The sequence below is a fragment of the Shewanella sp. MF08487 genome (genome assembly GCF_050848685.1).
Lineage (GTDB): Bacteria > Pseudomonadota > Gammaproteobacteria > Enterobacterales > Shewanellaceae > Shewanella > Shewanella glacialipiscicola.
In genome coordinates this window covers 32,522-58,216 of the sequence record NZ_JBOZPB010000012.1, presented here as the reverse complement: position 1 = coordinate 58,216, position 25,695 = coordinate 32,522, and the positions used below count along the sequence as shown (strand labels likewise).

The 25,695-nt window shown below is 43.3% G+C and carries 25 protein-coding genes; 11 read left to right on the top strand and 14 right to left on the bottom strand.

The genetic code is table 11. The annotated features are described in order from the left end of the window. Nucleotides 1-629: 629 nt before the first annotated feature. A complete protein-coding gene (locus ACRN9H_RS10310) occupies nt 630-2,369 on the top strand; it encodes a M1 family metallopeptidase (RefSeq protein WP_432313613.1) in 1,740 nt (579 codons plus the stop codon). Between the two features lie 554 nt (nt 2,370-2,923). Here the strand turns inward: ACRN9H_RS10310 and ACRN9H_RS10305 are convergent. After that, nucleotides 2,924-3,409 (bottom strand): glutathione peroxidase, encoded by a 486-nt coding sequence (locus ACRN9H_RS10305; RefSeq protein WP_432313575.1) that lies wholly within the window; start codon nt 3,407-3,409, stop codon nt 2,924-2,926. A gap of 149 nt (nt 3,410-3,558) precedes the next feature. On the opposite strand from ACRN9H_RS10305, the gene ACRN9H_RS10300 reads away from it, so the two are divergent. The 3 genes from ACRN9H_RS10300 to ACRN9H_RS10290 all read left to right on the top strand — a co-directional run bounded on the left by ACRN9H_RS10300 (nt 3,559) and on the right by ACRN9H_RS10290 (nt 6,239). Then, nucleotides 3,559-4,929 (top strand): magnesium transporter, encoded by a 1,371-nt coding sequence (locus ACRN9H_RS10300; RefSeq protein ID WP_432313574.1) that lies wholly within the window; start codon nt 3,559-3,561, stop codon nt 4,927-4,929. 92 nt (nt 4,930-5,021) lie between these two features. After that, nucleotides 5,022-5,549 (top strand): GNAT family N-acetyltransferase, encoded by a 528-nt coding sequence (locus ACRN9H_RS10295; RefSeq protein ID WP_432313573.1) that lies wholly within the window; start codon nt 5,022-5,024, stop codon nt 5,547-5,549. Nucleotides 5,550-5,699: 150 nt separating this feature from the next. Continuing rightward, nucleotides 5,700-6,239 (top strand): YfaZ family outer membrane protein, encoded by a 540-nt coding sequence (locus ACRN9H_RS10290; protein WP_220774648.1) that lies wholly within the window; start codon nt 5,700-5,702, stop codon nt 6,237-6,239. Between the two features lie 348 nt (nt 6,240-6,587). Here ACRN9H_RS10290 and ACRN9H_RS10285 read toward each other — a convergent pair whose 3' ends face one another. From ACRN9H_RS10285 to ACRN9H_RS10270, 4 genes are all read right to left on the bottom strand, one after another. After that, entirely contained in the window at nt 6,588-6,746 is a 159-nt protein-coding gene (locus tag ACRN9H_RS10285) for a small highly charged protein (RefSeq protein WP_220774647.1), read from the bottom strand. A 282-nt stretch (nt 6,747-7,028) separates the two neighbouring features. After that, a complete protein-coding gene (locus ACRN9H_RS10280; RefSeq protein ID WP_432313572.1) occupies nt 7,029-8,426 on the bottom strand; it encodes an RsmB/NOP family class I SAM-dependent RNA methyltransferase in 1,398 nt (465 codons plus the stop codon). Between the two features lie 238 nt (nt 8,427-8,664). Beyond that, entirely contained in the window at nt 8,665-9,333 is a 669-nt protein-coding gene (locus tag ACRN9H_RS10275) for a glutathione S-transferase family protein (protein WP_432313571.1), read from the bottom strand. Between the two features lie 78 nt (nt 9,334-9,411). Beyond that, nucleotides 9,412-10,038, bottom strand: a complete 627-nt coding sequence (locus ACRN9H_RS10270) for a glutathione S-transferase (protein WP_432313570.1) — start codon at nt 10,036-10,038, stop codon at nt 9,412-9,414. Between the two features lie 196 nt (nt 10,039-10,234). Here ACRN9H_RS10270 and ACRN9H_RS10265 point away from each other — a divergent pair, with 196 nt between their 5' ends. Next, nucleotides 10,235-10,825 carry a TetR/AcrR family transcriptional regulator gene (locus ACRN9H_RS10265; RefSeq protein ID WP_432313569.1) on the top strand — a complete coding sequence of 197 codons (591 nt, stop codon included), beginning with the start codon at nt 10,235-10,237 and terminating at the stop codon, nt 10,823-10,825. Nucleotides 10,826-10,980: 155 nt separating this feature from the next. Here ACRN9H_RS10265 and ACRN9H_RS10260 read toward each other — a convergent pair whose 3' ends face one another. Beyond that, a complete protein-coding gene (locus ACRN9H_RS10260) occupies nt 10,981-11,694 on the bottom strand; it encodes a DUF2461 domain-containing protein (protein ID WP_432313568.1) in 714 nt (237 codons plus the stop codon). A 413-nt stretch (nt 11,695-12,107) separates the two neighbouring features. On the opposite strand from ACRN9H_RS10260, the gene ACRN9H_RS10255 reads away from it, so the two are divergent. Continuing rightward, entirely contained in the window at nt 12,108-12,671 is a 564-nt protein-coding gene (locus ACRN9H_RS10255) for a PhnA domain-containing protein (RefSeq protein WP_220774367.1), read from the top strand. Nucleotides 12,672-12,771: 100 nt separating this feature from the next. On the opposite strand, the gene ACRN9H_RS10250 is transcribed toward ACRN9H_RS10255, so the two are convergent. Next, nucleotides 12,772-13,977: an MFS transporter gene (locus ACRN9H_RS10250; protein ID WP_432313567.1), complete on the bottom strand. Its 1,206-nt coding sequence runs from the start codon at nt 13,975-13,977 to the stop codon at nt 12,772-12,774. A gap of 232 nt (nt 13,978-14,209) precedes the next feature. Between ACRN9H_RS10250 and ACRN9H_RS10245 the strand changes: the two genes are divergently transcribed. The 3 genes from ACRN9H_RS10245 (at nt 14,210) to ACRN9H_RS10235 (ending at nt 16,598) form a co-directional block, all read left to right on the top strand. Continuing rightward, nucleotides 14,210-14,767 carry a MarR family winged helix-turn-helix transcriptional regulator gene (locus ACRN9H_RS10245; RefSeq protein WP_432313566.1) on the top strand — a complete coding sequence of 186 codons (558 nt, stop codon included), beginning with the start codon at nt 14,210-14,212 and terminating at the stop codon, nt 14,765-14,767. 168 nt (nt 14,768-14,935) lie between these two features. Further along, complete coding sequence (locus ACRN9H_RS10240) at nt 14,936-15,949, top strand: succinylglutamate desuccinylase/aspartoacylase family protein (RefSeq protein WP_220774369.1); 1,014 nt, start codon at nt 14,936-14,938, stop codon at nt 15,947-15,949. A 22-nt stretch (nt 15,950-15,971) separates the two neighbouring features. Then, on the top strand, nt 15,972-16,598 hold the full coding sequence (locus ACRN9H_RS10235; RefSeq protein WP_432313565.1) for a fumarylacetoacetate hydrolase family protein: 627 nt from the start codon (nt 15,972-15,974) through the stop codon (nt 16,596-16,598). A gap of 36 nt (nt 16,599-16,634) precedes the next feature. Here the strand turns inward: ACRN9H_RS10235 and ACRN9H_RS10230 are convergent, their stop codons facing one another. Next, on the bottom strand, nt 16,635-16,877 hold the full coding sequence (locus ACRN9H_RS10230; protein WP_432313564.1) for a hypothetical protein: 243 nt from the start codon (nt 16,875-16,877) through the stop codon (nt 16,635-16,637). Between the two features lie 333 nt (nt 16,878-17,210). Between ACRN9H_RS10230 and ACRN9H_RS10225 the strand changes: the two genes are divergently transcribed. Then, the gene (locus tag ACRN9H_RS10225) at nt 17,211-17,996 is read left to right on the top strand and encodes a hypothetical protein (protein ID WP_432313612.1); all 786 of its coding nucleotides are present in this window, start codon (nt 17,211-17,213) and stop codon (nt 17,994-17,996) included. A 255-nt stretch (nt 17,997-18,251) separates the two neighbouring features. Here ACRN9H_RS10225 and ACRN9H_RS10220 read toward each other — a convergent pair whose 3' ends face one another. Both ACRN9H_RS10220 and ACRN9H_RS10215 read right to left on the bottom strand, forming a co-directional pair. Beyond that, nucleotides 18,252-18,809 carry a BON domain-containing protein gene (locus ACRN9H_RS10220; RefSeq protein ID WP_432313563.1) on the bottom strand — a complete coding sequence of 186 codons (558 nt, stop codon included), beginning with the start codon at nt 18,807-18,809 and terminating at the stop codon, nt 18,252-18,254. Between the two features lie 265 nt (nt 18,810-19,074). Further along, nucleotides 19,075-19,551: a glutamyl-tRNA reductase gene (locus ACRN9H_RS10215; RefSeq protein ID WP_432313562.1), complete on the bottom strand. Its 477-nt coding sequence runs from the start codon at nt 19,549-19,551 to the stop codon at nt 19,075-19,077. 246 nt (nt 19,552-19,797) lie between these two features. On the opposite strand from ACRN9H_RS10215, the gene ACRN9H_RS10210 reads away from it, so the two are divergent. Next, the gene (locus tag ACRN9H_RS10210; protein ID WP_432313561.1) at nt 19,798-21,171 is read left to right on the top strand and encodes a sigma-54 interaction domain-containing protein; all 1,374 of its coding nucleotides are present in this window, start codon (nt 19,798-19,800) and stop codon (nt 21,169-21,171) included. Nucleotides 21,172-21,401: 230 nt separating this feature from the next. Here the strand turns inward: ACRN9H_RS10210 and ACRN9H_RS10205 are convergent, their stop codons facing one another. From ACRN9H_RS10205 to pfaD, 4 genes are all read right to left on the bottom strand, one after another. Next, a complete protein-coding gene (locus ACRN9H_RS10205) occupies nt 21,402-23,105 on the bottom strand; it encodes a diacylglycerol kinase family protein (RefSeq protein ID WP_432313560.1) in 1,704 nt (567 codons plus the stop codon). A 114-nt stretch (nt 23,106-23,219) separates the two neighbouring features. Beyond that, nucleotides 23,220-23,414: a hypothetical protein gene (locus tag ACRN9H_RS10200; protein ID WP_432313559.1), complete on the bottom strand. Its 195-nt coding sequence runs from the start codon at nt 23,412-23,414 to the stop codon at nt 23,220-23,222. Between the two features lie 28 nt (nt 23,415-23,442). Further along, nucleotides 23,443-23,619, bottom strand: a complete 177-nt coding sequence (locus ACRN9H_RS10195; RefSeq protein ID WP_076496813.1) for a DUF1328 domain-containing protein — start codon at nt 23,617-23,619, stop codon at nt 23,443-23,445. A 374-nt stretch (nt 23,620-23,993) separates the two neighbouring features. Then, complete coding sequence (gene pfaD, locus ACRN9H_RS10190) at nt 23,994-25,640, bottom strand: eicosapentaenoate synthase subunit PfaD (RefSeq protein WP_432313558.1); 1,647 nt, start codon at nt 25,638-25,640, stop codon at nt 23,994-23,996. Nucleotides 25,641-25,695 lie beyond the last annotated feature (55 nt).

The following is a 25,695-nucleotide window of genomic DNA, read 5'->3' as shown; positions in this document are numbered from 1 at the left end:
AATACGGTGAGATAAAAGGCATAAAAAAAGCAACCTAAATAGGTTGCTGTAAATTCCAAATCGGAATCTTGGGATGGTCGCGCTAGAAACCATCTAAAGGAGAATGATGATGAACACAAACAATCATTGCAAAAATTCGGTTCACAATATCAGACTCAAGATGATTAAATTAGTTCAGCGAAACTGCGAAATATTTTAAATAAATTTTTTTTAACATTAGCTCGAATACATGATTAGCCATGTTGCGCATATTTATTGGCATTAACTGTGACAGTGACGGTTGCGAATGCAGATCCCATGGGCTAACAATAGAACACCGTTTAGCAATCGCATTAGCATACTAATGGTTACAAAAAAGTCACCTGCAACATGTCGATAACAGCATAAAAAGCGTGATTGTCATTTGCTTCTGAGTAAATTTGCCGTTGATAATGTGATTTTGACATCAATCATTAAAGGCTGCGTCATAACAAGTCGGCGCTGCAATTCAGAACTTAGTTATCGAGGCGACAGTGGTCCAATCAACAAACAGTCAGTTAAAGCTAAACAAGCGAGCTAAAGGCAGATTAACGAATAGCCCCAACTTAGATTTAACCCTAGATTACCATTCTTTTGCCAATACGGAGCAAGTGCAAGTCACCCATGTATCGCTCGACTTAGTGGTCGATTTTGACGCGCAGCGTCTTTCTGGTTCTGCGACTTTGACCTTAAACTATCTTGAACATAAGGTGACTGAATTATGGCTTGATAGCCGAGATTTGACCGTACTTTCTGTTACAGCGGCGAATGATGAACCGCTTGATTATGTATTTAGTGAAATGAATCCCATTTTAGGGCGAAAACTGTGTATCCATTTGCCAAAGCCTTATTGCGAAAAAGTGTGTATTTTCTATCAAACCTCTCCCACAGCCCAAGGGCTACAGTGGTTAATGCCCGAACAAACTGCTGGGAAATGTTTACCTTATCTTTTTAGCCAGTCCCAACCCATAAATGCTCGCAGTTGGATTCCTTTGCAAGATACGCCTAAGGCACGTATTACTTTCGATGCTAAGGTGCAAGTCCCTAAAGGAATGCGGGCTGTCATGAGCGCGATGAACTCCCCTCAAACGCCACTGGATGGTGAGTTTTATTTTGAAATGGAATTGCCTATTCCCACGCATTTAATGGCGCTGGCGGTGGGCGATATCGCTTTTAAAACCGTAGGCCTAAGGTGTGGCGTATACACTGAACCGAGCATGCTCAGTGCTGCCGCTGCGGAGTTTGAAGATACCGAATATATGCTGGAGGTTGCCGAATCATTACTCGGCCCTTACGCGTGGGGTCGCTATGATATGATTATTTTGCCTCCGAGTTTCCCCTTTGGTGGTATGGAAAATCCCCGTTTAGCGTTTTTAACGCCCACACTTATTGTAGGAGATAAGAGTTTAGTATCCACCGTTGCCCATGAGTTAGCGCATTCGTGGACGGGGAATTTAGTGAGTAATGCGACTTGGCGTGATCTTTGGTTAAATGAAGGGTTTACCACCTATTTTACGAATCGTATCGTCGAGGCCGTTTATGGCAAAGAGCAGGCTGAACTTGAATGGGTGCTTGAGTTTGGGCGCTTAAAAGAGGAAATGGCATCTTTGCCTAAGGATAAGCAAACCTTGCCTTCCAATGTGCAACGGGACGATCCTAACTTAGCTTTCAATCGTTTTACTTACGATAAAGCGTCGATGTTCGTCCATGATTTAGAGCGCAGGCTGGGACGAATAGCGTTCGATGCATTCTTATTCAACTACGTGAAGCAGTTTGCCTTTCAAGCAATAACTACAGAGGTGTTTGTTGAATATGCAAAGCAAACCTTACTGCAATTACACCCAGATAAAATCACTGAAGCAGAGTTATTAACTTGGATTTATGGTGAAGGTTTGCCCAAGGGTTATTGTGCGCCGACTTCATCGAGTTTAGACAAAGTGGATGATGCGCTTGCGCTGTTTTTGCAAGGCACCGCTGCGAATCGCTTAATGGTTAAGGGGTGGCGCGTACATCATTGGCAATATTTTCTGAGCCAATTACCTGAAGTCATCAGCCAAATACAATTGATGGATCTGGACGATACTTTCCATTTCACTCAATCAAGTAATGCCGAAATAGCCTGTGATTGGTTTAGAGTCGCGATTCGTAATCACTACGACCCTATATTACCGACCTTAAGTGCTTTTTTAAACCGTATCGGACGAGGTAAATTTGTGCGCTCTCTTTATGCGGAGCTGCAAGTTGCTGGATACCATAAAGAGTTAGCTGGCATTTATGCTAAAGCCCGTCCGACATATCACCCATCGATTCAAGCACAGCTCGACAAAGCATTAAATATAAGTGCTGAGTAAAATAAGCAAAAAAAATGGCAACCAATGGTTGCCACAAGTAAATCAGTGCGGGATACCAATAGAATTCAGTGCGCTAGCGTGTTTTCTACAGTGTCCCAAAAGGGAGATGATGATGAACGATTAACTCATAAGATAAAATGTGATAAAACAGAAACTGTGTCATTTGAAATAATGAAACGATAAACAATTCCATAGTTCAATGTGCATTTAATCTTATCCGTTAATCCTTACATATACTCAGAGTCATGGTTTTTGATTAAGTTCCTTTAGAACAGAAAAAATATCATCTTTTTACAAAATTTATATTCCATAACGATGAAGTACATTTATTTTACAATTAAACGTAGAGATAAAAAAAGGCAACCAAATGGTTGCCTAGTGACCTATTTCTAGGTCAAGGGAGCCGCGCTAGAAGCTCCAGGGAGATGATGAACATGAAAAAGACATTCACTGTTCAATATATTTGAGGGCGCGTGTACGGTTAAGTTCCATAAAAAATGAAAATAAATTTAAAAATTAATAAGTTCAATAATTTCAGATGGATAACTAATCAATTATTTTAATAGCGCGACGATTTTACTTTCGAGCGCTTCTGGTTTTGTGGTTGAGGCAAAGCGTTCGATTGCTTCCCCCTGACGATTAATTAAGAATTTAGTGAAATTCCATTTTATGGCTTCAGTACCTAATACACCGGGGGCGGCTTTTTTAAGATATTGATAAAGGGGATGGGTATGCTCGCCATTGACCTCTATCTTGGAAAATAGTGGAAACGTCACGCCAAAGTTGAGCTCGCAGAACGCTTGAATACCCTGTTCATCGGCTTTTTCTTGAGCACCGAATTGATTGCAAGGAAAGCCCAAAATAACAAACCCTTTATCTTTATATTGTTGGTATAGTCTTTCTAATCCTTTGTATTGCGGTGTAAATCCACATTCACTTGCCGTGTTAACGATCAAAAGCACTTTGTCCTGATATAGGTCTAAGCTGACTGTGTTGCCTTGGATATCTATTGCTGATTGGCTGTATATATTTTTCGTCATGTTCACCTCCATTAAATCCCAATAACAAGCATAAACTTAAACATAAATATACACAAAATAATCGCGCACAATTTATTTGTGCGTTTGCTAATTTACTTCACTATCAATATAGTTACGATAATTTTGTAGCTAAATATAAGGGCATCTGTGTGACAGAACATGAGGCCGAATATGAAACCAATATGCCAACCGATGTGGGGCAAGTTGTTCAACAACTCACTGAAGCAGAAGGCGAAGACCAAGCTGAAGTTTTCAATGACATCTTAAATGATTCAGAGCCAGGAACTATTGCTCTCGCCCTTGAATCCTTGCCATTAGATGAACGTTATGATCGATGGCAACAAATTGAGTTTGCCGATCGCGTAACGGTATTGAGCTTAATGCGTGCAGATCCTCGCATGGGGATCCTAAAGCGGATGCCTAGTGAAGAAGTGGATTTACTATTTGCGCAGCTCAGTCCAGAGGACTTGATTGAGTGGAGTGACTATCTTCCTGAGAGTTTTACAGATCGTGCTTTGGCGCAGATGGGTGAGCGTCAGCGCCAAAGATTTGAGTTATATGATAAATATTCTGAGAATGAAATCGGTCGTTATACCGATCACCAGATGTTGGTGCTCAGTGATAAAGCCAGTGTGGCTCAAGCACAGCGTTTTTTTCGCCGTATAGAACTCGACTGTAACGATAATTTGTTTATCGTCGATGATAAAGACAGGTATCAAGGTACCGTGCGTCGTTATGATATTTTTAAACATAATCCCGATGAATTATTGATTTCGTTATTGGCTGATGACAGTCGCGCTTTATCTGCCGACACTAGCTTACTTGAAGCCGCTGAAGCGATAGAGCATAGCCGCGAAATTGAATTACCTATTATCGATGAGTCAGGCGAACTGATTGGCCGTGTGACTCTGCGTACGGCAACCGCATTAGTGCGCGAGCACTATGAGGCGCAATTGATGGCAACGGCAGGTATGGACGAATCCGACGACTTGTTTGCTCCTATTATGAAAGGCGCTCAGCGCCGTGCGGTATGGCTGGGAATAAACTTGCTGACGGCTTTTCTCGCCTCCGCGACCATAGGTTTATTTGAAAATGTATTATCTCAAGTTGTTGCTCTGGCAGTATTGATGCCGATAGTGGCATCTATGGGCGGTATCGCAGGCAGTCAGTCGTTGACGCTGATGATCCGCGGTATGGCCATGGGACAGATATCAGCGGGTAATCTCTTTTCATTGATGAAGAACGAATTGGGCATTGGTATCGTTAATGGGCTGTTGTGGGCAGTCGTTATCGGATTAGTAGCAGGCTGGTGGTTCAATGAAGTGACCATCGGCATTGTGATAGGCAGTGCGATTCTTATTAATATGGCCGTTGCTGCGATAGCGGGCGTTGTGGTGCCTATGGTGCTGCAGAAGTTTAATCAAGATGCGGCGCTGTCAGGATCGGTGATATTAACGACTGTGACCGATGTAATTGGTTTTTTTACTTTCTTAGGGATGGCGACGTTACTGTATCTCTAAAATTACGAGATTTATCAGTGATGCCAGTACGATAAACGGATACCGAGTGAGTGACTCATTCTGGTCTACCACGGTTTTATTTGAGTCAGCTTATGAGCAAAATTAATTTTGTGATCAGTAATGTGCCCGCTGAGTTAGCTTTAGCTGCACAGTTAATCGATAACCGCGATGATAATGCCCATCCCCTTAACCATAATGATTTTTATAAATCTCGCGCTGTTATCTTAGCAAAAACGGTTGTGGGAGAGATTGTTGGGTGTGCGGCGATTAAAGCGGGCGAGGGTATGGTCGGTGAATTAGGTTATTTGGTGGTATCACGCCACCATAGGCGGCGGGGAATTGCGCAAGGGCTCACCCAAAAGCGTATCGAAGTGGCACAGACGCTGGGTATTGCTATCTTATATGCGACTATTCGCGCCGAAAACGCTGCAAGTAAAGCAAATTTATTAAAAGCAGGTTTTCAATTTTGGCATAATTATTTAAGTATTCGCGGCACGGGTAATACCGTGGGGTGGTATTTCTTAGCCCTAAGAGAGGATATTGATGCGAGTGAGGTGATGCAGTCTTTGGTTGGCGATCGCATTCCTGTGAAGGAATGTTTTTTAGCTGAAAAGTCTTAGCTTCTTTTGTGTGGTAAATTTGTTTCGCACTTGTGCTTTATTCATGGGTTATTTCTATTTTTCAGTGTTTAATCGTAAAAAAGCTGTTTTTATCTATTTATTCGGTATGATCCGCGCTTATTACCCCACAGTCATTATCGAGGTGTTTTTATGGCTAAGTTCAAAGTAGCAAGTGTCTTATTATTGAGTGCAGCGGCGCTGCAAGTGAATGCTTCAGAATTTAATCTTGGGTTGAACAATGATGTTGTTTATACAGAATTAGAACTGCAACTAAACAAAGATACGAATGCGGTTTTAAGTTATATCTACGGAGATGAGAGCGGCCATATTGCTCAAGGTGCAATGCATATGACCCACGATTCTGGTGTGCATCACTTTGAAGTGGGCGCACAGTTAAGCCAACTTTGGGCTGATTATGCGCCCAATGGTAGTGCGTTATCGGTTGGCGGTCGCTATGTGCTAGCTATGGGACCAAAGATTTCTTTACATGCTGCGGCTTATTATGCGCCTTCTGTTTTGTCCTTTGGTGACGTTGATGGCCACTACGAGCTGGATTCAAAAGTACAATATCGTGTAACGCCAAATATGGCGCTGTATGTCGGTTATCGCAAAATAGCTTTCGAATACGATCACGCACGCGATTTTACCTTTGAAGATGGTGCTTATATTGGTGGTAAATACCGCTTTTAAGTGATGATTTATTGCTAGTAAAAGTCGGCTAAGGGCAACCTTTGCCGACTTTTTTATTGGTTGAGATTATGAGCTGTGTATTAAGTTAACAATGATATCTTGCTCGAGTTGAGAACGTTATCTGAGTTTAGGATGAGTCTTGTATTGCTTCAAAGCTGCTTCCGCTTGATTTTTGGCTTAGAACTGAAGATTTATCTGACACTATTCGATGTATGATTTTGATGAACTATAAAGCAGGGGAGAGGAGTTTTTAAAATAAATTAGCAAGTTGCAATGACTGCAACTTGCTCAGATTGGGTCAACTTTCATAAAGTACAAATTTGTGTAGGCAAACTCGTTAAAAACACGTTATTTGGTTTTATTCTGATAAACATTCACCTCTGTATCGTCCGAATAACTACGCTTTGTATCTCTACGGCGTTGTTTTACACGTTTGTTCTTTTGTTTACCTTTGACGTTATCGCCCCATGGCGCATCATCGTCGTCAAATTCATAAGAGTGTGACATGGTCAAAATTCCAAAAATATCTGTGCCATTCGCAGCACCCGATCTTTTTACCCAAAGGTGAGATGAAGCTAAAGCGAAATATTTCATCATTGATGGTGAAAAGTTTTGCCCAAGAGCGATATTTTGTCACTGAAATAGAGCCATTTGAGATTTTAACTGGGGATATGTGGTTTATCTTAATGATAATAAAAGAGTAAATTTTATTAGTATCGTAAATCATATTATGCAGTTGAAGTTGGCGCCCAGAACTAAGTGCGCCAAGTTTTGATACAAAATAATGAGTTAGTGTGACTTGCTGCGCTGCATACGTGCGACGAACATGCCATCACTGTTGGCCTCAAAGGGCCACACGGTCAGCATTTCTGTTTGTTCACCGCTAAAAGGGTGGCGTATCAGCGTGAGCGTGAACTCTGGATGTTGCTGTAAAAATGTCGTCACCACATCTTGATTTTCGATGGGCGACAAGGAGCACGTGGCGTAAACGAGTATGCCGCCGGCCTTAACTGCGCGGCTACTGCGGCTTAAAATATCGAGCTGTAACGCAGCTTTATCGGCCACAGACTCAACACCATCCAACCAGCGCATATCGGGATTACGTCGCCAAGTGCCTGTGCAACTGCACGGGGCATCGACTAACACACCGTCGAAATGAGCCGTAAGTACGGGCAGGGCATCACTCTTCCAACGGGCCACGCTAATGCCGTTAAAGTGGGCTCTTTGGGCGCGTTTAGTGAGTTCTTCTAGGGCATTGGAGCGAATATCGGACGATATGATGCTGCCCGCAGATGACGTTTGGTTGTCAGCCGCTTTAGCTAACATCAAAGAGCGCAGTTGCAGGGTTTTTCCGCCAGCACCGCTACAGGCATCCCACCAATGGGCATCGGGTTCAGGTGCGCAAATTTGTCCTATGACCTGTGAAGCCAAATCTTGGATCTCAATGTTACCGTCTTTATACAGGGCGATTTCATTAAGATTCATGCTCTTGCTGCCAAGATTGATGGTATCGTTAAAGTAATGACCATAACTTGCATCTATGCCGAGCGCTTGAAGTTGTGTCGCCGCATCTTGGCTAGTGATCCCCTGTGCGCGGCCCCAAATCGGTGGGCGACTGGACATAGCCTCAATTAATTGCGTTTGCTGCGCAGCATCAACAGGACACACTTGCCAGAACCAGTCGGGTAATAAATCCTGTGGTTTAAGCTTCGCCGTGGGAAATAAATGCTGCATTAGTGCCAGTTTGTCGTCGAGACTTTCAACGGCAAGTGCTTGAGCTTGCTGATAATCGATGGGCGATTGCGATAACTCATGCCAAGCAGTGGCGATATCTTGCCAAGCATGGGCTTCCAATAGGGCACTGGCGCTTAGGCTGGCAAAATAAACGGCAGATTCTTGCTGATCGCCTAATCGCTGAAACCAACCCCACCAGCGGAACAGACTAAATAAGGATTCACGAATGACTTTACGATCCTTTGAACCGTGTTTTTTATGTTCTCTAAAGTAGTTTGCCAGAATACGGTCGGCGGGCATTTTACTGCTTTGAATTTCATCAAATAATTGCTTAATTGTACTGGCGTAACTGAGCGCACGTTTTTGCGCTGGAGTGTTCGCCTGAACATTTAACGCCGATGATGTGACTGAGTTAGATGCCATACCGGAAGAGAAGCTGCTTGGATTACCCATAAATTTAGCCTAGATCATGCTTCTGTGACTGCGCCTTTATGTAAGAGGCATAGCTGAACAGAGGGGAAAAATAAGTGGCGCAGAGTGTAGCAGTTTTGCCCGATAACAGGCAGTAAAAAAGCCCCGAATTAGCATCAGCTAACGGGGCTTTTTGTGGTTGAGTCACTGAGACTCATGGTGCATTCAGTACCTAACGGTTATTTGCAGGCTATTCGCGCAATGACCCTTTAGCAGATGACTATTTCGTCACCATCTTTTGGATTTGTTTAGCCCGTTCTTCATCGCTCATTTCCACCGGTGGCGGCGTGATTATGCCTTTTTGGCACGCAGGTCTGAGCGCTAATTCATCTAACCAACGTTGCAAATGGATCAAACCTTCCATATTGATGCCGCTCCACTCGTTGATACGTACCCAAGGCCAAGTGGCGATGTCGGCAATCGTGTATTCGTCACCTGCAAGATATTGATTTTTCGCGAGTTGAGTATTCATGACTTCGAATAAACGTCGACCTTCTTTTTGATAGCGGTCAATGGCTGCGGGGATTTTCTCTGGGAAGTATCGGAAGAATACGTTTGCCTGTCCCATCATGGGTCCGACGCCGCTCATTTGGAACATTAACCACTGGATCACCTGTGAGCGCTTTTTCGGATCGGCTGGCAGGAATTTACCTGTTTTTTCGGCGAGATACAGCAGAATTGCACCCGATTCGAATACCACAAAATCTTCGTTGTCGCGGTCGATAATGGCGGGAATTCGGCCATTGGGATTAATGGCAATAAACTCAGGCTGTTTTTGCTCACTGGTGCTGAAATCTAATTTATGGACGCGATATTCAAGTCCCATTTCTTCCAGAGCGATGGAAATTTTAAAACCGTTAGGGGTCGCGGCGGTGTATAAATCTATCATGATGATTCCTTTAGGTTATAACGCTTATAGCTACTCACTTTAGTGCCCATGAATATTCATCATTAGGCATTAGTGCCGCTATTTTTTAGGGGTTAACGATACTATGGCAGGACGCTGCGCCATAGTGATGAACCAAGCCTTGAGATGCGGCAAGTTATTAGCCACTTCGATATCTAAATTTTTAATAAAACTGATAAAAACGTAAGCCGAAATATCGGCAATACTAAATGCATCGCCTGCTACAAAGGGCGACGTGTTCAATTGTTGGTCTAAGGTCGGTAGGAAGTCAATGACCCTTTGGCGTGATTCTATGCCCCAAGACTCGACACAATTTTCCCTGTCTTTATAGACACCGCTTAAATTACGAAAGGCTTGAAACCCGACCATTAATCCTTGTAACTCTATGATGCGTTGCCACATTTCTACTTTGGCGCGCTCAAGCGGTGTATTACCAAACAGTGAACGCTCACTCGGGTGGATTTCGTCTAAATAGCGGCAAATGGCAACGGATTCACACAGGTAGCTGCCATCATCGAGTTCGAGTAATGGAATGCGGCCATTTACACTTTTGGCTTTAAATTCAGCGCTTAAATTTTCCCCTCCGCGGATATCGACGTTCACTCTTGGCACTTCTATGCCTTTTTCCGCAAGAAAAATACTGACGCGGCGCGCGCTGGGAGTCGGAGCTAATTCGTAGAGTTTCATCTAAAGTCCTGTAGTTTTTATCAGTGCTTTATGCTCGATTTGAGCATATAAGGCTTTAACGGAACGATCGGTTAGGATAGAATTTACGTCATATCTAAACGATCAGTCAAGAATGATTTGCCCTTCAACTTTCTGCAGTAAAGAGGAATGGTAAAGCTGATCGTTAGCGCGTATTCAGAGATTAGGTCGCAGGCTTATGGCACGAAGTTGTAATTTTGATCGGCAAGAAAAACTCATATTGGCGATGGAGCTTTTTTGGCAAAAGGGCTTTGCCGAAACCTCGATTTCCGATCTCGTCGGCCATTTAGGCATTAATCGATTTAGTCTCTATAACAGTTTCGGCGACAAGCAGAAGCTTTACCGCGAGTGCCTCAGTTTCTACCTTGATCACTACTCCTTTGGTGCCTCAGATACTTTGCTGCATGAAAAAGCGGGCTTAGCTGAAATAGAAGCTTATTTAGCGCGCTTTGTTGCTTTGCAGCGGGAGCAAAAGTATGGCTGTTTTATGCAAAATGCTGTGCTCGAAAAGAGCCTTAACGATGAAAGTGTACTGCAGGAGTGTCAGCGTTTATTTTGCCGATTACAGACCTCATTCACCCAAGTGTTGTTGGACTGCCAAGCGCGAGGCGAGTTATTGGCCAATGTACAGCCGCATCAGGTCTCTGCATTTTTAGTACTGCAATTACAAGGGATTAGAGTGTTAGGTAAAGCGGGTGAATATGAGCTGTTAGACGATGCATTTGCGGTATTGCAGGGCTACTTAGGCAGTTTAAATACAAAAGTTTAAGTGCAGTTTAACTACAAATGCTTAAGTGCAAATCATGCCGTTTAACAGCAAAAGTTGCTGTTTAAATAGCCTAGGTTTTGCCTAGGCCATTTTGCTTTTAGCAATCTGTTTTTAACGGTCTATTTTTACAAATCAATTGGTTAAAAGTCTATTGTCTAGAAATCCAAATCCAGCGCGAAACACAAATAGGCCATCAATTGAGTACAGTGCGCAAATTGCTCGGCACAGAAACGGGCGGCATCTGGGTGGCAGAGGTCTTCAAAAGCGATATTTTTTATGGCGATAAAATCTTTGCGTTTTAGCTCTGCCAGCATAGAGTGATTTTTATCAAATCCCTTTGGCGGTCTAATCAAACTGTCACCATCCATGTTAAACCCATGACTCAGCAAGGTTTGTAGCGCCTTTTTATAGCCATTGGGATTCTCATCGATACAAGTGCGAATGGCATTTAAGGCTTTCGATTCTGGGTGCCAAATCCCCGCAGCAATAAAACAGCCTTCTTCGGCAATGTGCACATATAGCCCTGGCGCATGCACGTCTTTGCCCTGAAAATGCCGAAATTGAATACCGACATTGGTTTTATAGGGCGTTTTATCTTTACTGAAACGACTGTCTCGCTGTGGGCGCATCAGACTGCCACCGACTTTTTTCGGCACCGCAGTCAGTCTAGGTGAGAGGGCGAGAATACTAGGCTGCATTTGCTCGATAAACTGCAGCGCGGGGGTTCGCACAGTCTCTTCGTATTCTGCTTGGTGGGCTTTAAACCAGTCGCGGGAGTTGTTTTGCGCCAGTTGATGTAAAAATTGCAAACTCGTGGCACTGAACGTTGCACCAGTGGCAAAGGGAATTTTAGTTGTGAGAGTGGCCATTATTGGTGAACCTTTTTAATGCAAGTGAAACAGATTGTTCTGAACTCAATAAGTTTGTACTGAGCGAAAATAATACCTTAAAAATGATCTGTTTTTATTAAATAAGTATTTTATCACTGTTAGTTCTTCAAAAAATATCACTTCAACTTAGTTAACCCTATGCTTTACTTAGTTTTTTAAATCTATTATTAACATATGAGTTGCCAGTAAGATAATGCGAACCTGACGGTTCTTTTTACTACGTGGCGACATTCGTTTGAGTTTAACCTATGAGTTTTAAGCATAAATAAAAGTAACGTAATGGGACCTGTGTAGAAAACTTATAAAATATAAGGTTATCTCGCCGTGTCATCTGCCGTCTAAAGTCTATTTATGGCATAATCCATGTTTTACTTGGCATGAATGATAGAAAAATGACTGAAAATGAATTGTTAACCCGCTGTGGCGGCAAGTGTGAACTGTGTGGTAGCGAGCTTGAACTCTCTATTTATGATCTGCCGGCTTCAGATGGCTATGAGAATGAGATCATGATTTGTGAAACTTGCAGTAGCCAAATTGCAGCAGCGGATACTATGGACATGAACCACTGGCGTTGTTTGAACGACAGCATGTGGAGTCCTGTACCGGCAGTTCAAGTGATGTCATATCGTATGCTTAAGCGCTTAAATGGTGAAGGTTGGGCGCAAGATTTACTGGATATGTTGTATCTTGAAGATGATGTAAAAGCGTGGGGCGATGCTGAAGTGGCCGCAACGGGTGATGATACAACACCAACATTAGACAGTAATGGCGCCGTGATCAACGCCGGCGATACTGTGGTGATTATCAAAGATTTAAACGTTAAAGGCACCAGTTTTGTGGCTAAGCGCGGCACTGCAGTGCGTAACATTGCATTGACCAATAATCCAGAGCATATTGAAGGCCGTGTTAACGGTACTCGTATTGTGATCCTGACGTGCTTCGTTAAAAAGTCTTAAGTTGTACCTAGTGTGGGCTCGATTTATCGAGCCGCACACAATAAAAAACCGTCATGCTCGTTAATCGATATGGCGGTTTTTTTTATTTTAAATGTGAGTCTTAAGATACGCAGCGCGTGGCTTGGTACTGGCGTGCATAGCCTTGCGGATTAAATTGCCAAGATAGTATCCACGCTATCAGACTTAAGCCCCCGAGCAACAACCACGCACTGTTAAAGCTGTTGAAATTATCGCGAATTAATCCGGCAATCCAAGGCGAGATAGCCGCTATGGTATATCCCACACCCTGCACGAAGGCTGTTAACTTACCCGCTAACATCGGATTTTGTTGATGATCCATAGTTACAATCAGCCCTAGTGGAAAAATCCCGCCTATGCCTAAACCCGCAAGTCCCGCCCATAAAAATAGTGACACTTGAGGGGCGAGTGCAAGCCCCATAAAGCCGATGAGTTGCAGTAAGCACAGTAGGGCTATAATGGCGCGTCTGTCCGTTGACTTACTCGCTAGCCAAGGAAACACTAAGCCCGCGATCACTTCCATGCTGGTTAAAAAACCTAACACTAATCCTGATTGAGTTTGGCTATAACCTAGCTCGACTGCGTAGGGGGCTAACCATGCCAGCACACAGACATAACAGCTTGTGCCTAAAGCAAAAAATATCGCCAATAACCAGCTGCGACGAAAACGCCAAAAGCTAAGTTGCACAGCTTGTTTTTCAGTTTGACTCGGTAATGCGGCTTTGTGCTTAACAATAAGCCATAGCGCGAGTGCCAGTAAGCCTAGCCAAGTCCAATGACCTAATCCTGCACGCCAACCTAAGTTCATCCCGATAAAAGGCGCACTGCTTGCGGCCACAGCGGCGCCGCCCATAATGGCTGTAATATAAAGCCCCATCATTAAGGGCACCCGTTCACCGAAATTGAGTTTGATCATGGCAGGCATTATGGTCTGAATAAGGGCTATACCTACTCCGGCCAGTAATGCCGAGCAGATAAGCCAATTGGCATCTATTGCCCAGAATCGCATCGCCGTGGCAAGGATCAGCAGGAGCAATGATCCCGTCATCACGGTATTAAATCCTAACCGTTTAGCGATACTAAAGCCTGCAAAACAGCCGAGTCCCATGGCGAGTACGGGCAGCAATGTCAGCATAGACGCTAAGGTAAAACTTAAGCTGATATCCTCTTGTATGCTGGGCAGCAAAGGCCCGACGGAGGCGAGAATGGGACGTAAATTTAGACCGATAAGAATGAACGCGAATCCGAGCAGCAATAAATTCGCTTTCTCTGTCTGGGGTGACGACATTGTTTTCTCCAACAAAAACGGATATCAGTTTACGAAAAGTCTATAGGTGTGCACTGTATTAGATGCGAGTGTTGCGTTGCTTAGGTTTTTATCCTCGATGGGTTTAAGGGATAAACAACGCAAAAGAATCTCTTTTAAATGTATCTCTACATAAAGATATTTTAATTTTGCGGGAAAATGTCTAATATGTAAAGAATCTTTATGTAGAGATAAACCTATGGCGGCAAAACCGATGACATCAAACATTAAGATGGCTAACACTAGTCCAGCAGAAATTGACTCCACCATGACAATCAATCAACAAGATGGCCTTGACCGAATTGTTAATCAGTGGCAACAACAAGGAGTGCTAGAGGATTTGATTCCTATGGCGGCGCTGGGTCGTATTGCCCGGTTAACGAAATATATTGAGGCGATGTTACTGCAATGCCATGCCGAATTCGGTTTAGGTCAAGGCGAGTTTGATGTGCTCGCAACCCTAAGGCGTGCGGGGAAACCTTTTATGCTATCCCCCTCGCAACTGTATCAAAGCATGATGTTAAGTTCAGGCGCTATGACTAGCCGTTTAGACAGACTTGAAAATAAGCAGCTTATTGAACGAGCGCACAGCAAGGAAGATCGTCGCGCCGTACATGTGTCGTTAACCCTTGAGGGTAAGGCGCTTATTGATAAGGTTTTGCCGCATCACATTCAATGTCAGAGTACACTGTTAACGGGCGTTTCTACTGAGGATAGGCCTATTCTATTGCAGATATTAAAAACCTGGTTGAATCAGTTTGAGCCGCAATAAAACGTTTATTTTACGGTACTTAAATCAGTTTATTTATCATCACACGCTCTACAAAGTATAGACAAATCATCAAATTCATAGCTTTATGTTTAAGGGTACAGTTCTAGCCCTGATGGGCAGTGCCAATGTGTGCAGCGGGATAATATTTGATAGTACAAGGGAGTCGCCATGGTAAAAAGACGAGAAGCTTTTGAGTTAGCAGGAAACCGAGTCACCGCAGGAACCCAGTTAGGGATCAAATTACCCGCTGCAAAGTTATATACCGATACGCAACTTGATATCCATGTAGAAGTGTTTCACGGGACTAAACCTGGCCCTACGTTACTGGTGTGCGCCGCTATTCATGGGGATGAACTTAATGGTATCGAAATTTGCCGCCGACTATTAGCCAGAGTCAACCCTAAAAACTTAACGGGCACGTTAATTGTGGTGCCAATAGTTAATGTGTTTGGTTTTATTCAACAATCCCGTTATTTACCCGATCGGCGCGATCTTAATCGTTGCTTTCCTGGTTCCAGCAAAGGGGCGCTAGCCAGCCGTTTAGCGAATTTATTTGCGACTCAACTATTAGTCCATGCAACCCATGTAATTGATTTACATACCGGCGCCATCCATCGGGATAACTTGCCGCAAATTCGCTGCGATACAAATAACGAAACTATGCTCGCGATGGCGAATGCCTTTGGTGCGCCGTTGATCATGCACTCAAAGGCGCGCGGTGTATCTATGCGTGGCTATGCGAATCAACAAGGCATTCCTTGTATTTTGTACGAGGCGGGTGAAGCGCTGCGTTTTAGTGAATTATCGATAAAATCTGGCCTAAAAGGTGTGCTTAACGTGATGCGCAGTTTAGGCATGCAAAAGGGGCGGGTGAGCAACAAGGGCTCAAGTGTTAGCGCTATCCGCAGTTATTGGGTACGTAGTGAATCCGACGGTTTAGTGAATATGAAGCTTAAGCTCGGCCAACGGGTCACTAAGGGATATATCATTGCACATATCGTTAGCCCTCACGGTGGTGACAGTGTGGCGATTCGTGCGCCTACTGACGGCATCATTATCGGGATCAGTAATATTCCTGTGACTAATGAAGGTGAGGGTATGTTCCATATTGCCCAGTTTGAAGGTGATGAAATTGAAATTGCCAACGAACAACTCGATGAATTTTTGATGGAATATGCTTGATTAGACAACGAGAAGATAAAAGATGAAATCAGTCGTGTTAGGTGAAAATACCGTAGTACCCACCAAAATTATCTGTATTGGACGTAATTATGTCGACCATATTCATGAGTTAGGTAATGAAATAACTGACGACATGGTGGTATTTCTAAAGCCCAACTCGGCAATTTCGACTGTACTGCTTGCTAAGCATCAAGGCGAAACTCTGCATTATGAAACTGAGCTGTGTTTTATGTTTCAAGATGGACGTTTTAGTAGCGTTGCTGTGGGTTTAGATCTCACCAAACGTGAGTTACAAACTCAATTAAAAGCAAAAGGCTTACCGTGGGAACGGGCAAAGGCCTTCGACGGTGCCGCATTATTTAGCCCTTTTGTAGCGATTGATGATGTCGAGGCTGCGCTGTATTTTAGTTTGAGCATCAACGATAAACAGGTTCAAGAGGGGAGTATAGATTTAATGATTTATAAGCCCCAGTGCATAATGTCAGAGCTACGAACGTTTATTAGTTTAGATGAAGGTGACATTGTTATGACTGGCACACCCAAGGGCGTGGGGATGATTCCAACTAATAGTGTATTTAACGTCAAGCTATACCGTGGTTCGCAACTCAGTGCTGAACCTTTACTCGAATGGCAATGGTTAAGTGTTTGATAAAAATCTTTAAATGAAGCCGAATGACTAGGATAGTTAGAGTCCTGCGACGGCTTCCATATCAAGTTCAATATCAGTGCAACCTTTAGCACAATAGATGCCTGTCATTTGTTCTGCTTTTACCTGCTCAGGCAATATTACTTTTAGTGTTTGTTTACAGCTAGGGCATTGTACAGGCTTGCCCTTGAATACTCTTTTAATAAGATTTTTCTGCTCATTAAATGAGCTTGCAGTGGATTGATTTAATATGGCAAAAGGGCTGGTAGAAGCAGTTGTCATCGGCAGAGGGATCCATTATTAAGGCTAAGTGAATAAGAACAAATTAGTCAGGCAAGATATCTCGCCAATTTGAGGGATTATAGCCTGAGTTGGCTCTTTATTGAAAAGACCAATATCAGTACGCCTCCCAGTACTTTTACTCATGTTTTAATTTCTTGGTCATTCCAAGTACATAAGTGAACTCAGTCTAACCAAAATATAAAATATTTTTTACTTTTTTGATTTTTCCCCGCACCGTTTTAGTCCACTATCTGTAATACTGCACCAGCATTGATTTGATGTTTATCAGTGTTTAAAACGTAGCGCGCCAAGAGCGTGATTGGGGGAGATAAAATAAGTATGTTTTCAAAATTAACCATAACTGCAACCTTAGTGATATTGAGCATACTCGCTGCGGGTATTTACCGTTTTAATCTGACCAGTGATGATCTTTATGGTGAGATTGAAGAAGAGCAGGTGATGTTCGATGACAGCGCTGTTAATGAGGTTATGGCGGAGCAACCCATAAAACCGCAAGCGGGAGACGTTGAATCGGCAACATTTTTTGATAGTGAATCGGTTGTCAATGCATCGGAAGTGATGTCAAAACTCTTTAACTTACAGATAGTTAATTCTTTTAACGTTATTTTACCTGAAAGTGCTAAGCCTGTTGAATTGACCCATTTTATTAAGATTAATCAGACAGATTTGGCTATAGGAGATTATCAAGATGGTGAGGTAAAAGGTCGAGTGTTATTTGATTATTTGCGTATCACACCGCTTAATTTTGATCCAGCCCTTGAGCCAGATACCCAGAGTAGCGCTCCAATTCAAGACGATCCTACAGTGCAGATTATGCCTTTTGTTGCCCCCTTTATAGTTACGACCCAAGGCTCGGGAGCATTTTGGTATCTTGGATTTTTTAATCTTGATTATGAATACAAAAGCCTGAAACATTTAAACAGTGTGATGCTTGGCGATAGAATTGAAATTGAGAGCATTGAGCCTATCTATCCTTTCGAAGCACCCTATAAACTGTTAGTCACTTATCGGGATAGGGCGCCAAATCAACCTATGTCAGCTAATCCTGAAATCGTTAAAACCTTAGAGGTGAATGTGAGCGAAACCGGCATACACTAACTAAGTGCTTGGCCACCTTTGATTACAGAGTCCAGCTACGAGTAGATGTCATGGTTATTAGTCGCGTCACGTTTAAACGTATGCTTTGTATCTGTCAGGTAAAATATTTTAAGGTGAGTAGGTTAACTAAGAGTTATGTGTGGAGTAAGCATAAAAAAACCAGCCTAGGCTGGTTTTTTATGACTCTTTTTTATGAGGTACTCTAAAAAATAATCTACATTTATGTACGGTTAAAATTGCGAGTATTCGTGAGTTCTAAGAGGCTTTTTTAACCACTTTAATCTTATCAACGACCTTTTTCACATCGTCGGTATTTTCAGCGATTTTAAGTGCTAACTGACGTTCAGCATCGCTCGCAACCTCACCTTTTAAAGTAACAACGCCATTGGCGACATTAACATCAATCTGGGTACCAGAAACATCGGTTGAAAATAGTAAACGAGTTTTGATGACGGTAGCAACTTTAGAATCGGTTAAAGTGGCGACAACTTCACTCGTGCCTTCTTTCTCATTCATCACTGTTAGTTGGTTATCAACATCTTTCACGCCGTCTAAGCTTTTAATCAACTCAGTGGCAAGTGCTTTATCTACGCTACTTTCTACTTTACCTGTTAGTGTCACCTTACCGTCTTTCACATCGGTATTGATGTCAAAGGAATTCAGGTTAGTGTTAAGCAGTAAAGTGGTTTCTGCTTTACCATCGATCCATGCATCTTTAGCCCCATCTTTCCAGTCTTGAGCGGCGACATTTAAGCTGATTGAACCGACAAGTAAGGTCGCAATTATTGATGCTGCTACAGTTGTGGTTTTCATAAGAATATCCTCCGTTGTTTTCTTGAATAAAGATAATGCTCGAATCGTGCCATCTTTTATATTTGATTGATTTTAAAGTCATTTTTTATTTTTACGGATATTAAGTTTATTTTTCTTCTATTCTTTTCGGTCTTTTTTACCGACTCAATGTAATTGTTGCATCGCAGTTTTTCAGCTGTGGGAGCGTGGGCGTCAGTGAAATATAAACCTTAAGTAATAAAAAACCGCACTTTGTGTGCGGTATGGCCTAAGGCGAACTCGAATGTTAACGTCGGCAAAAAGAGATCATTTCATCACAACTGCTTTGTAGCCAAGCGGCACTATCGGCAAGCTTTTGGGCAATATGAGGTTGATAGACTTGTTTAACGGCATGTTTTAGTTGTACTAACCTGCATTGTTCAAGTTCAATTAAGTGGGCGACGCCCTTATGCCAACAATCTTGTTGAAGTAAGATTTGTGCCTGTGCGTAAGTCGTATGCTGTGTATGTCCCCCGTACGCTGGCAAGGCTAGGTATGCTGTATTTGATAGTATAATTCGCCGTTGTGGTGGATCCAGCAGTGCCAATATTCGTTGGTAGATATGTATCTGCATTGAAAAAATACGTTTCAGATTGTAGTCGTCAATCGCCGTTATAGCGTGAGTGTAAAACCTCAAGCTATGCTGACTAGATGTCACAATCTCATCAATTAACATGATGTCTGCGTTGATATCGGTCTGATGTTGCACAACATTAGACTTCATAATGTGCCTCCTTAATGCGTGTAGCTAACATGCTTAGTAAATAATTGAATGTTGTTCAGCTACCATGCATTTTTTGTTCTCTTTTTAAGTGATATTTTAAGAGGCTGATTTTTAGAATGATATTTTTTATACACACTAGATTAACGCTAGATTAACGCTTTTGATTAGGAAACTATTACCGCTCTTATTGTTAAAATTTCACGGTTAACATACAGTTGCTATCTACACACAGGGAGTGAAACTCGCATGACTCGACCCACACTTTTTTATCATCTGCATGACATTGGCAGCGAGCAAGCCTTAATCCAACTTGAGGGAGCAAAAGAGTTTAATAAATTACGCAGTGTTGATGATATCTCTTGGCTAGCACAACTTGAGTCGAATCGTATTGATGTAGCAATTATAGAGTTACCCCGCCTGAGCCATGAAGATTATTTAAGCTTAATAGAAAGTGCTGCGATGACACATATCGAGTTTATCTTTCTGTCTGATGGGCAACCTAATCCGCATCTTGATAAATTAATGTCCCAGTGCGCGGGTTACCATTTTCGCCAGCCCTACGATATGGCGCTCATTAGCGATACTTTAGCTGAGTTTGCACAGTATTTAGTGTCGACCTCCGTCCACCGCCCACGACCTTTTTCGAGTGAATTGGACCAATACGGTGTACTGGTTGGCTCTTCGGGCGCTATGCATAAACTTTATCGTACTATTCGCCGAGTTTCAGTGACTGACAGTAATGTGCTGATCATCGGTGAAAGTGGTGCTGGTAAAGAACTGGTTGCCAATACCATCCATCTTGCCAGCCCACGGGTGAATGCACCTTTTATTGCCATTAACTGCGGGGCGTTGAGCCCTGAATTAGTGGATAGTGAGTTATTTGGTCATGTAAAAGGTGCCTTTACCGGTGCCAACCGTGATCATAAAGGGGTGTTTGAGCAGGCCGAAGGGGGAACGCTATTTCTTGATGAAGTCACTGAAATGCCCATTGAGCATCAAGTTAAGCTATTGCGGGTGCTTGAAAATAGCGAATATCGTCCCGTTGGTGGCGCTAAGGTGCAATTAGCCAATGTGCGTATTGTGGCGGCAACCAACCGCGATCCTATTATGGCGATTGAAGAAGGGCATTTCCGAGAGGATTTATACTTCCGCCTAGCCCAGTTTCCTATTCGTGTTCCTCCCTTACGAGAACGTGGCGATGATATTATCGGGCTGGCGCGACATTTTTTGGCTTACCGTAATGTGGCTGAAAAGCAAAGTAAGTATTTCACTGACGAGAGTATTCAACTTATTATTGCTCATCCTTGGTGTGGCAATGTGCGTGAATTAAAGCATGCCATTGAGCGGGCGTATATTTTGGCAGATCAAGAGATTCTCCCTAGCCATTTGCAATTAACTACAGCAAGCCAAATCAATAGTCTAGAAGCTGAACACGTTGTGATCCCTCAAGGAATGCGTTTAGACGATTTAGAAAGGATCGCCATTTATCAAGCGTTAGAAACGACTCAAGGTAATAAAACTGATACGGCAGAGCAACTTGGGATCAGTGTAAAAACTCTTTATAACAAACTTAGCAAGTATGAGCATCAAGTTGAGTTAGATGAGCCTGCAGTAGAATAATCATTATATTTCGCTGATGCTAAGCTATTAGCATCAGTTTTAATTTGATGTTAGCCCGCGAGTTAACGGGCTGCAGTTAGGATCCTAGCATCAGTTTTATAATGCCTAAGTTTTTGGATTGATTTACAACAAGCGTGACCTCAATAGTGTTGGCCATTAAATATTGATGCTTTACGTCAGTCGTTATTTGCTTTGGCCGCCAATTAACTAAAAAACATTTATGATAAAGGTTACTCAGTTTCTGTTAGCGGATCCTGGTAAGGAATAAAAACCTTAAGGGATGCTGGTTGGATTTCAATATTTAGATCGTCTGGCTCAAATAGTTCGCCATCGATCACGTACTTATACTTCGGTTGGCAGCTAATACGCACTTTTTTGGCATGGGCGTGGTTAACTTTACTGCTGCGAGTTTGCAGAGTCTGCTCCGTCATGGCTGCTTTTTTATGTGCCTCAGAACGGTCTTCTTTAACCCATCCGGCCATCATGAGCTCTGCGAGACTCAAGAGTTTATCGCTAGGTTCATCCGCTGAATTTAACCAAGTAATATCGAGCAAACCATCCGTCATATTTGGCTCACCATCCCCCTGTGCGAGAACGCTGGTGAAGGGAGCGGCATTAGCGATAACAAGGCTGTGAGTGGTGATATTCTGCGGCTCGGCATCGTCTAAACTCAGCTGGATTGTTAATGCATTATTGGCTTTTACTGCGCGCCACAACCCATCAAGATAGGCGAGTTGCCCCAGGGCATTCTTACGCTCACGACTTGCAGATTCAATCATTTGTTGCTCAAACCCTATACCCACAAGTAACAACACTAAATGTCCATTACAGCGGGCGGTATCTATGGCTTGGTAATGGCCTTGTATAATATTATCCAAGGCTTGAGATACAGGGATCAGTTTACTGCTTAAGCCGAATAGCGCATGGCTTAAGGCGTTGGTAGTACCTAATGGGATAATGCCTAATGCGATATCGGTATCGACAATTTCTGAGGCAACCTCAGTCACTGTGCCATCACCTCCGCAGGCGATAATAATATCAGCGCCAGCATCGCGGGCTTGTTTGGTGAGGGTGTTGGCTGAAACGTCTTCAGTTGTTAACGCTAAATGAACATCAAAATATGCCTTAAGTTCACCTTGAATTTGTTCGTTATATTCTTGCCATTTTCCGCCACCCGAGACAGGGTTAGCGATAATCCATGCCATTTTATGGATGTTAATTTGTTTTTGGTGGTACATTTTTTCAACGGCTCTTAATTGCCATTTATTTAATCCCGCCGTTTTGCGGGCTTGTTTTATGCGTTGCAAAACCTTAGGGAAACTTTGGTGTTTATCTTGGCAAACAAGATAGGCCGCAAGAACCAATACTGAGCGGCCACGGCCCATAGCACAATGAATGAGTACGTTTTTTTGAGCTCTCACTTGGCGGTGTAACCAGTTAACCGCTTGATTAAGCTGGGCACTCGTTGGCACACTATGGTCTAGAATGGGAATATTTAAATATTCGATATGATCTTCAAATTGTGACCAATCCAGCGCATCAAATTCAGCAGTAACATCGAGAATCGCGGTGATCCCATTGGCTTTTATCTTGGCAAGATCGGCAGGCACTAACCTGCTACCGAGGTAAAGTTGCTCGTCAATCTTTTGCATTGACGGTACAGAATCGTATTTTCTGGCCCAGTAATTATAGAATTGACTGCCCAGTAAAAAAGGAATAAACCCCCAGCGAATATACCAAGGAATAGTGCCATCTTGGCGTTTCCTAAAAATACTCGCCATATTAAACCAATACGCCGAGCTGACTAAAAATAGTGACAAACTTACCCAAGCATATATAAACGTCAGCAGAGGAGAGGTACCGATTATCGCAAAATAGGCCAGTATTACAGCACCCACAGAATAGAAATACTTGATGTGAATATTGGCTAGCATGGGTCTCCTCCAAGGTCATTGGTATCCGTTATGGTAGGTAATTTATTGCGGTTCAGGCGGATCAAAAAGGGTGGTAATAGATTTATCTATTACCACCCTTAAACTTAACGGCTATTAGCACTTTTTATCTTTAGCATTAACGCCTTCTTTAACATCTTCACAGGCATCTTCGATAGCGTTACCTGCATCGGTAATCGCTTCATCAATTTTTTCACCCGCATTTTCGGCTTTGTTATCACTACAAGCGGATAAACCTAAAGCAAGAAATAATGTTAGTGCTGCGGTGCTCATCAGGGTAAATGGTTTCATATCTATTCTCCTTTCTAAAAAATTAAAATTAAAGTCGCGGTCCTTTACCTTTAAAGGCGTTGATCAGCAGTGAAATCACGAGTAATACAATAAACAAAAAGAAAATGATTTTTGCGATCCCAGCTGCGGCGCCCGCAATACCGGTGAATCCAAATACACCTGCAATTAGTGCAACAATTAGAAATATCAATGTCCAACCTAACATATAAACCTCCTTGCCCTTGTATTAATCCTGCATCTGACCTTTTGTATCATTTGAAGGTTAATGGCGACTGGTTAATGGTAATGGTTATATTGCTATCTTAGTGCCAACTTTTACGCGTGGCATTAACTACTTGATTTTATTTGTATTTTAAAATTCACATCAGTGTGTGTAGGCCATGAAGTGGGGAGGGGGTAGGCAATTTTTACCTAACCTTCGGTAAGAGTTTCAGTCGTAAAACGCCCCAAATAACATCATGCATAATCCCATTAAAATACAGCCTATTTAAAAGTATAGCCTCTTAATAAATAACGTTTATTAAAAAGCCGACATTGTTATAAGTGTTGGCTTTTAGTAAGACTGTCTGCTGCTAGCGTTTAAAAACGATTCAGCGGTTTCCAGCGTAGTAGTGTGACCGGAATGCTCGCGCCTTGGGATAACAGCAGGTTAATCCGGGATTGATACGCTGCGCCTACCATTAAATGTTTGGCTAAATCCACCGCATTACGGGCCTTATAGTCATCTAAATAACTGCCTTTGGCCCACGCATTAAATGCGCCGAGCGCTGGGCCTGCCCAAATTTGGTAATCCATTTCGCGGCCGACTTCACCTGTGTTCGACCAGCGGCTAGACAGACCCAAATACCAGCGGAAAATCAACGCCATCTTACGTTTTGGGTTATCCAGTGCGCGCTCGATTTGCTTAGGATCGCGCTCGTTAAAGTGGGCGACTGTGCCCGCCCAAATATCATCGAGTGATGAACGGAACACTTGCTCTTCGAGTTTTTTACGCTCGTCCGCAGGGATGGCATCAATTGAATCGTAACGGGTATAGATTTCATACAGCTTATTGGCGCGCATTGGGAACAGAGTGCCGCGCTTAACCACTTGTAATTTCACGCCCATTTCGAACATATCGGCGGCAGGCGCCATAGTTACATCGGCCATTTCTGTGGTGGCGAGTAACTTACGGGTGTGTTCACTCGCGCCCGCTTCGACGCAAGCTTGGTTGATAGAACCTGTGACGATAAACGCCGCGCCCATGTTGAAGGTGGCTAATGCTGCATCGGGTGTACCGACGCCGCCGCCAGCACCCACGCGGATGGGTGTCTTGTATTGATACTTAGCTTGGATTTCATCTTTGAGCGCCAAAATCGTCGGTAATAGCGTGACCAATGGGCGATTGTCGGTATGGCCGCCTGAGTCGGCTTCGGCTGTGATGTCGTCTGCCATTGGCACAAGTTGCGCCATCGCCATTTGGTCTTGGCTGATAAGGCCGTCACTCACTAATTGCTGGAGGATTTTGGCTGGCGCGGGCTCCATAAACTTAGTCGCGACTTCGGTACGGCTGATTTTGGCGATGACTTTGTTGCCAATGACGATGTCGCCATGTTCGTCGCGGCTCAAACCCGCCGCGCGGTAATAGACGATTTGCGGCGTTAAACCTAAAAATGCCGAGGCTTCGACCGTGCGCACTTTATGTTTTAAGAACAACTCAACACTGCCGCGCTCTAATGCGGGCTCGCTTGGGCTGTGAATTAAATTAAAGGCGTAGGGACCATTGGGTAGCGCCGCTTGAATGCGGGTAATGGCCGCTTCAACGCGGGATGGAATTAACCCCGCCGCGCCAAATGAGCACAAAATGCCCGCTTGGCCTAGGGCGATAACCAGTTCTTCGGAGGCAATACCGTTGGCCATCGCGCCGGCGTAGTAAGCGTATTTGACACCGTGGACGCGGCGAAAATTACTGTCGCCTAAACTTTGGGTGCCAAGGGCAGGGGCAAAGGCGCTGACAGGATGTGAGCCCAATGGCGCTTGGCTGTCACTGGTGGTCACTTCAGCCGTTTGCGCTATGCCTAAGCCTTTTTCACTGTGATTGACTAAGTAACAGGCTTGGCTTAAATCTTTGAGTTTTTTGCCTAATGAGTCGATATCAAAGCTCAGCTCTGCATCGTTGACTTGCCACGGCCAAGGGCTGAGTTTTTCGTTATTACTATTGAATTGATCTAGAGTATGGCTAGTCATCTTGGGTCTCGTTTTTATTGCTACTGCGTTGTTATTACTTGAGTAAAAAGTTCGG

Excerpts from the sequence above, each read along its gene's own strand:
- ACRN9H_RS10305 (WP_432313575.1), bottom strand. The coding sequence starts at position 3,409 with ATGACGAAAAATATATACAGCCAATCAGCAATAGATATCCAAGGCAAC.
- ACRN9H_RS10295 (WP_432313573.1), top strand. The coding sequence starts at position 5,022 with ATGAGCAAAATTAATTTTGTGATCAGTAATGTGCCCGCTGAGTTAGCT.
- ACRN9H_RS10290 (WP_220774648.1), top strand. The coding sequence starts at position 5,700 with ATGGCTAAGTTCAAAGTAGCAAGTGTCTTATTATTGAGTGCAGCGGCG.
- ACRN9H_RS10285 (WP_220774647.1), bottom strand. The coding sequence starts at position 6,746 with ATGTCACACTCTTATGAATTTGACGACGATGATGCGCCATGGGGCGAT.
- ACRN9H_RS10280 (WP_432313572.1), bottom strand. The coding sequence starts at position 8,426 with ATGGGTAATCCAAGCAGCTTCTCTTCCGGTATGGCATCTAACTCAGTC.
- ACRN9H_RS10275 (WP_432313571.1), bottom strand. The coding sequence starts at position 9,333 with ATGATAGATTTATACACCGCCGCGACCCCTAACGGTTTTAAAATTTCC.
- ACRN9H_RS10270 (WP_432313570.1), bottom strand. The coding sequence starts at position 10,038 with ATGAAACTCTACGAATTAGCTCCGACTCCCAGCGCGCGCCGCGTCAGT.
- ACRN9H_RS10265 (WP_432313569.1), top strand. The coding sequence starts at position 10,235 with ATGGCACGAAGTTGTAATTTTGATCGGCAAGAAAAACTCATATTGGCG.
- ACRN9H_RS10260 (WP_432313568.1), bottom strand. The coding sequence starts at position 11,694 with ATGGCCACTCTCACAACTAAAATTCCCTTTGCCACTGGTGCAACGTTC.
- ACRN9H_RS10255 (WP_220774367.1), top strand. The coding sequence starts at position 12,108 with ATGACTGAAAATGAATTGTTAACCCGCTGTGGCGGCAAGTGTGAACTG.
- ACRN9H_RS10250 (WP_432313567.1), bottom strand. The coding sequence starts at position 13,977 with ATGTCGTCACCCCAGACAGAGAAAGCGAATTTATTGCTGCTCGGATTC.
- ACRN9H_RS10245 (WP_432313566.1), top strand. The coding sequence starts at position 14,210 with ATGACATCAAACATTAAGATGGCTAACACTAGTCCAGCAGAAATTGAC.
- ACRN9H_RS10240 (WP_220774369.1), top strand. The coding sequence starts at position 14,936 with ATGGTAAAAAGACGAGAAGCTTTTGAGTTAGCAGGAAACCGAGTCACC.
- ACRN9H_RS10235 (WP_432313565.1), top strand. The coding sequence starts at position 15,972 with ATGAAATCAGTCGTGTTAGGTGAAAATACCGTAGTACCCACCAAAATT.
- ACRN9H_RS10230 (WP_432313564.1), bottom strand. The coding sequence starts at position 16,877 with ATGACAACTGCTTCTACCAGCCCTTTTGCCATATTAAATCAATCCACT.
- ACRN9H_RS10220 (WP_432313563.1), bottom strand. The coding sequence starts at position 18,809 with ATGAAAACCACAACTGTAGCAGCATCAATAATTGCGACCTTACTTGTC.
- ACRN9H_RS10215 (WP_432313562.1), bottom strand. The coding sequence starts at position 19,551 with ATGAAGTCTAATGTTGTGCAACATCAGACCGATATCAACGCAGACATC.
- ACRN9H_RS10210 (WP_432313561.1), top strand. The coding sequence starts at position 19,798 with ATGACTCGACCCACACTTTTTTATCATCTGCATGACATTGGCAGCGAG.
- ACRN9H_RS10205 (WP_432313560.1), bottom strand. The coding sequence starts at position 23,105 with ATGCTAGCCAATATTCACATCAAGTATTTCTATTCTGTGGGTGCTGTA.
- ACRN9H_RS10200 (WP_432313559.1), bottom strand. The coding sequence starts at position 23,414 with ATGAAACCATTTACCCTGATGAGCACCGCAGCACTAACATTATTTCTT.
- ACRN9H_RS10195 (WP_076496813.1), bottom strand. The coding sequence starts at position 23,619 with ATGTTAGGTTGGACATTGATATTTCTAATTGTTGCACTAATTGCAGGT.
- pfaD (WP_432313558.1), bottom strand. The coding sequence starts at position 25,640 with ATGACTAGCCATACTCTAGATCAATTCAATAGTAATAACGAAAAACTC.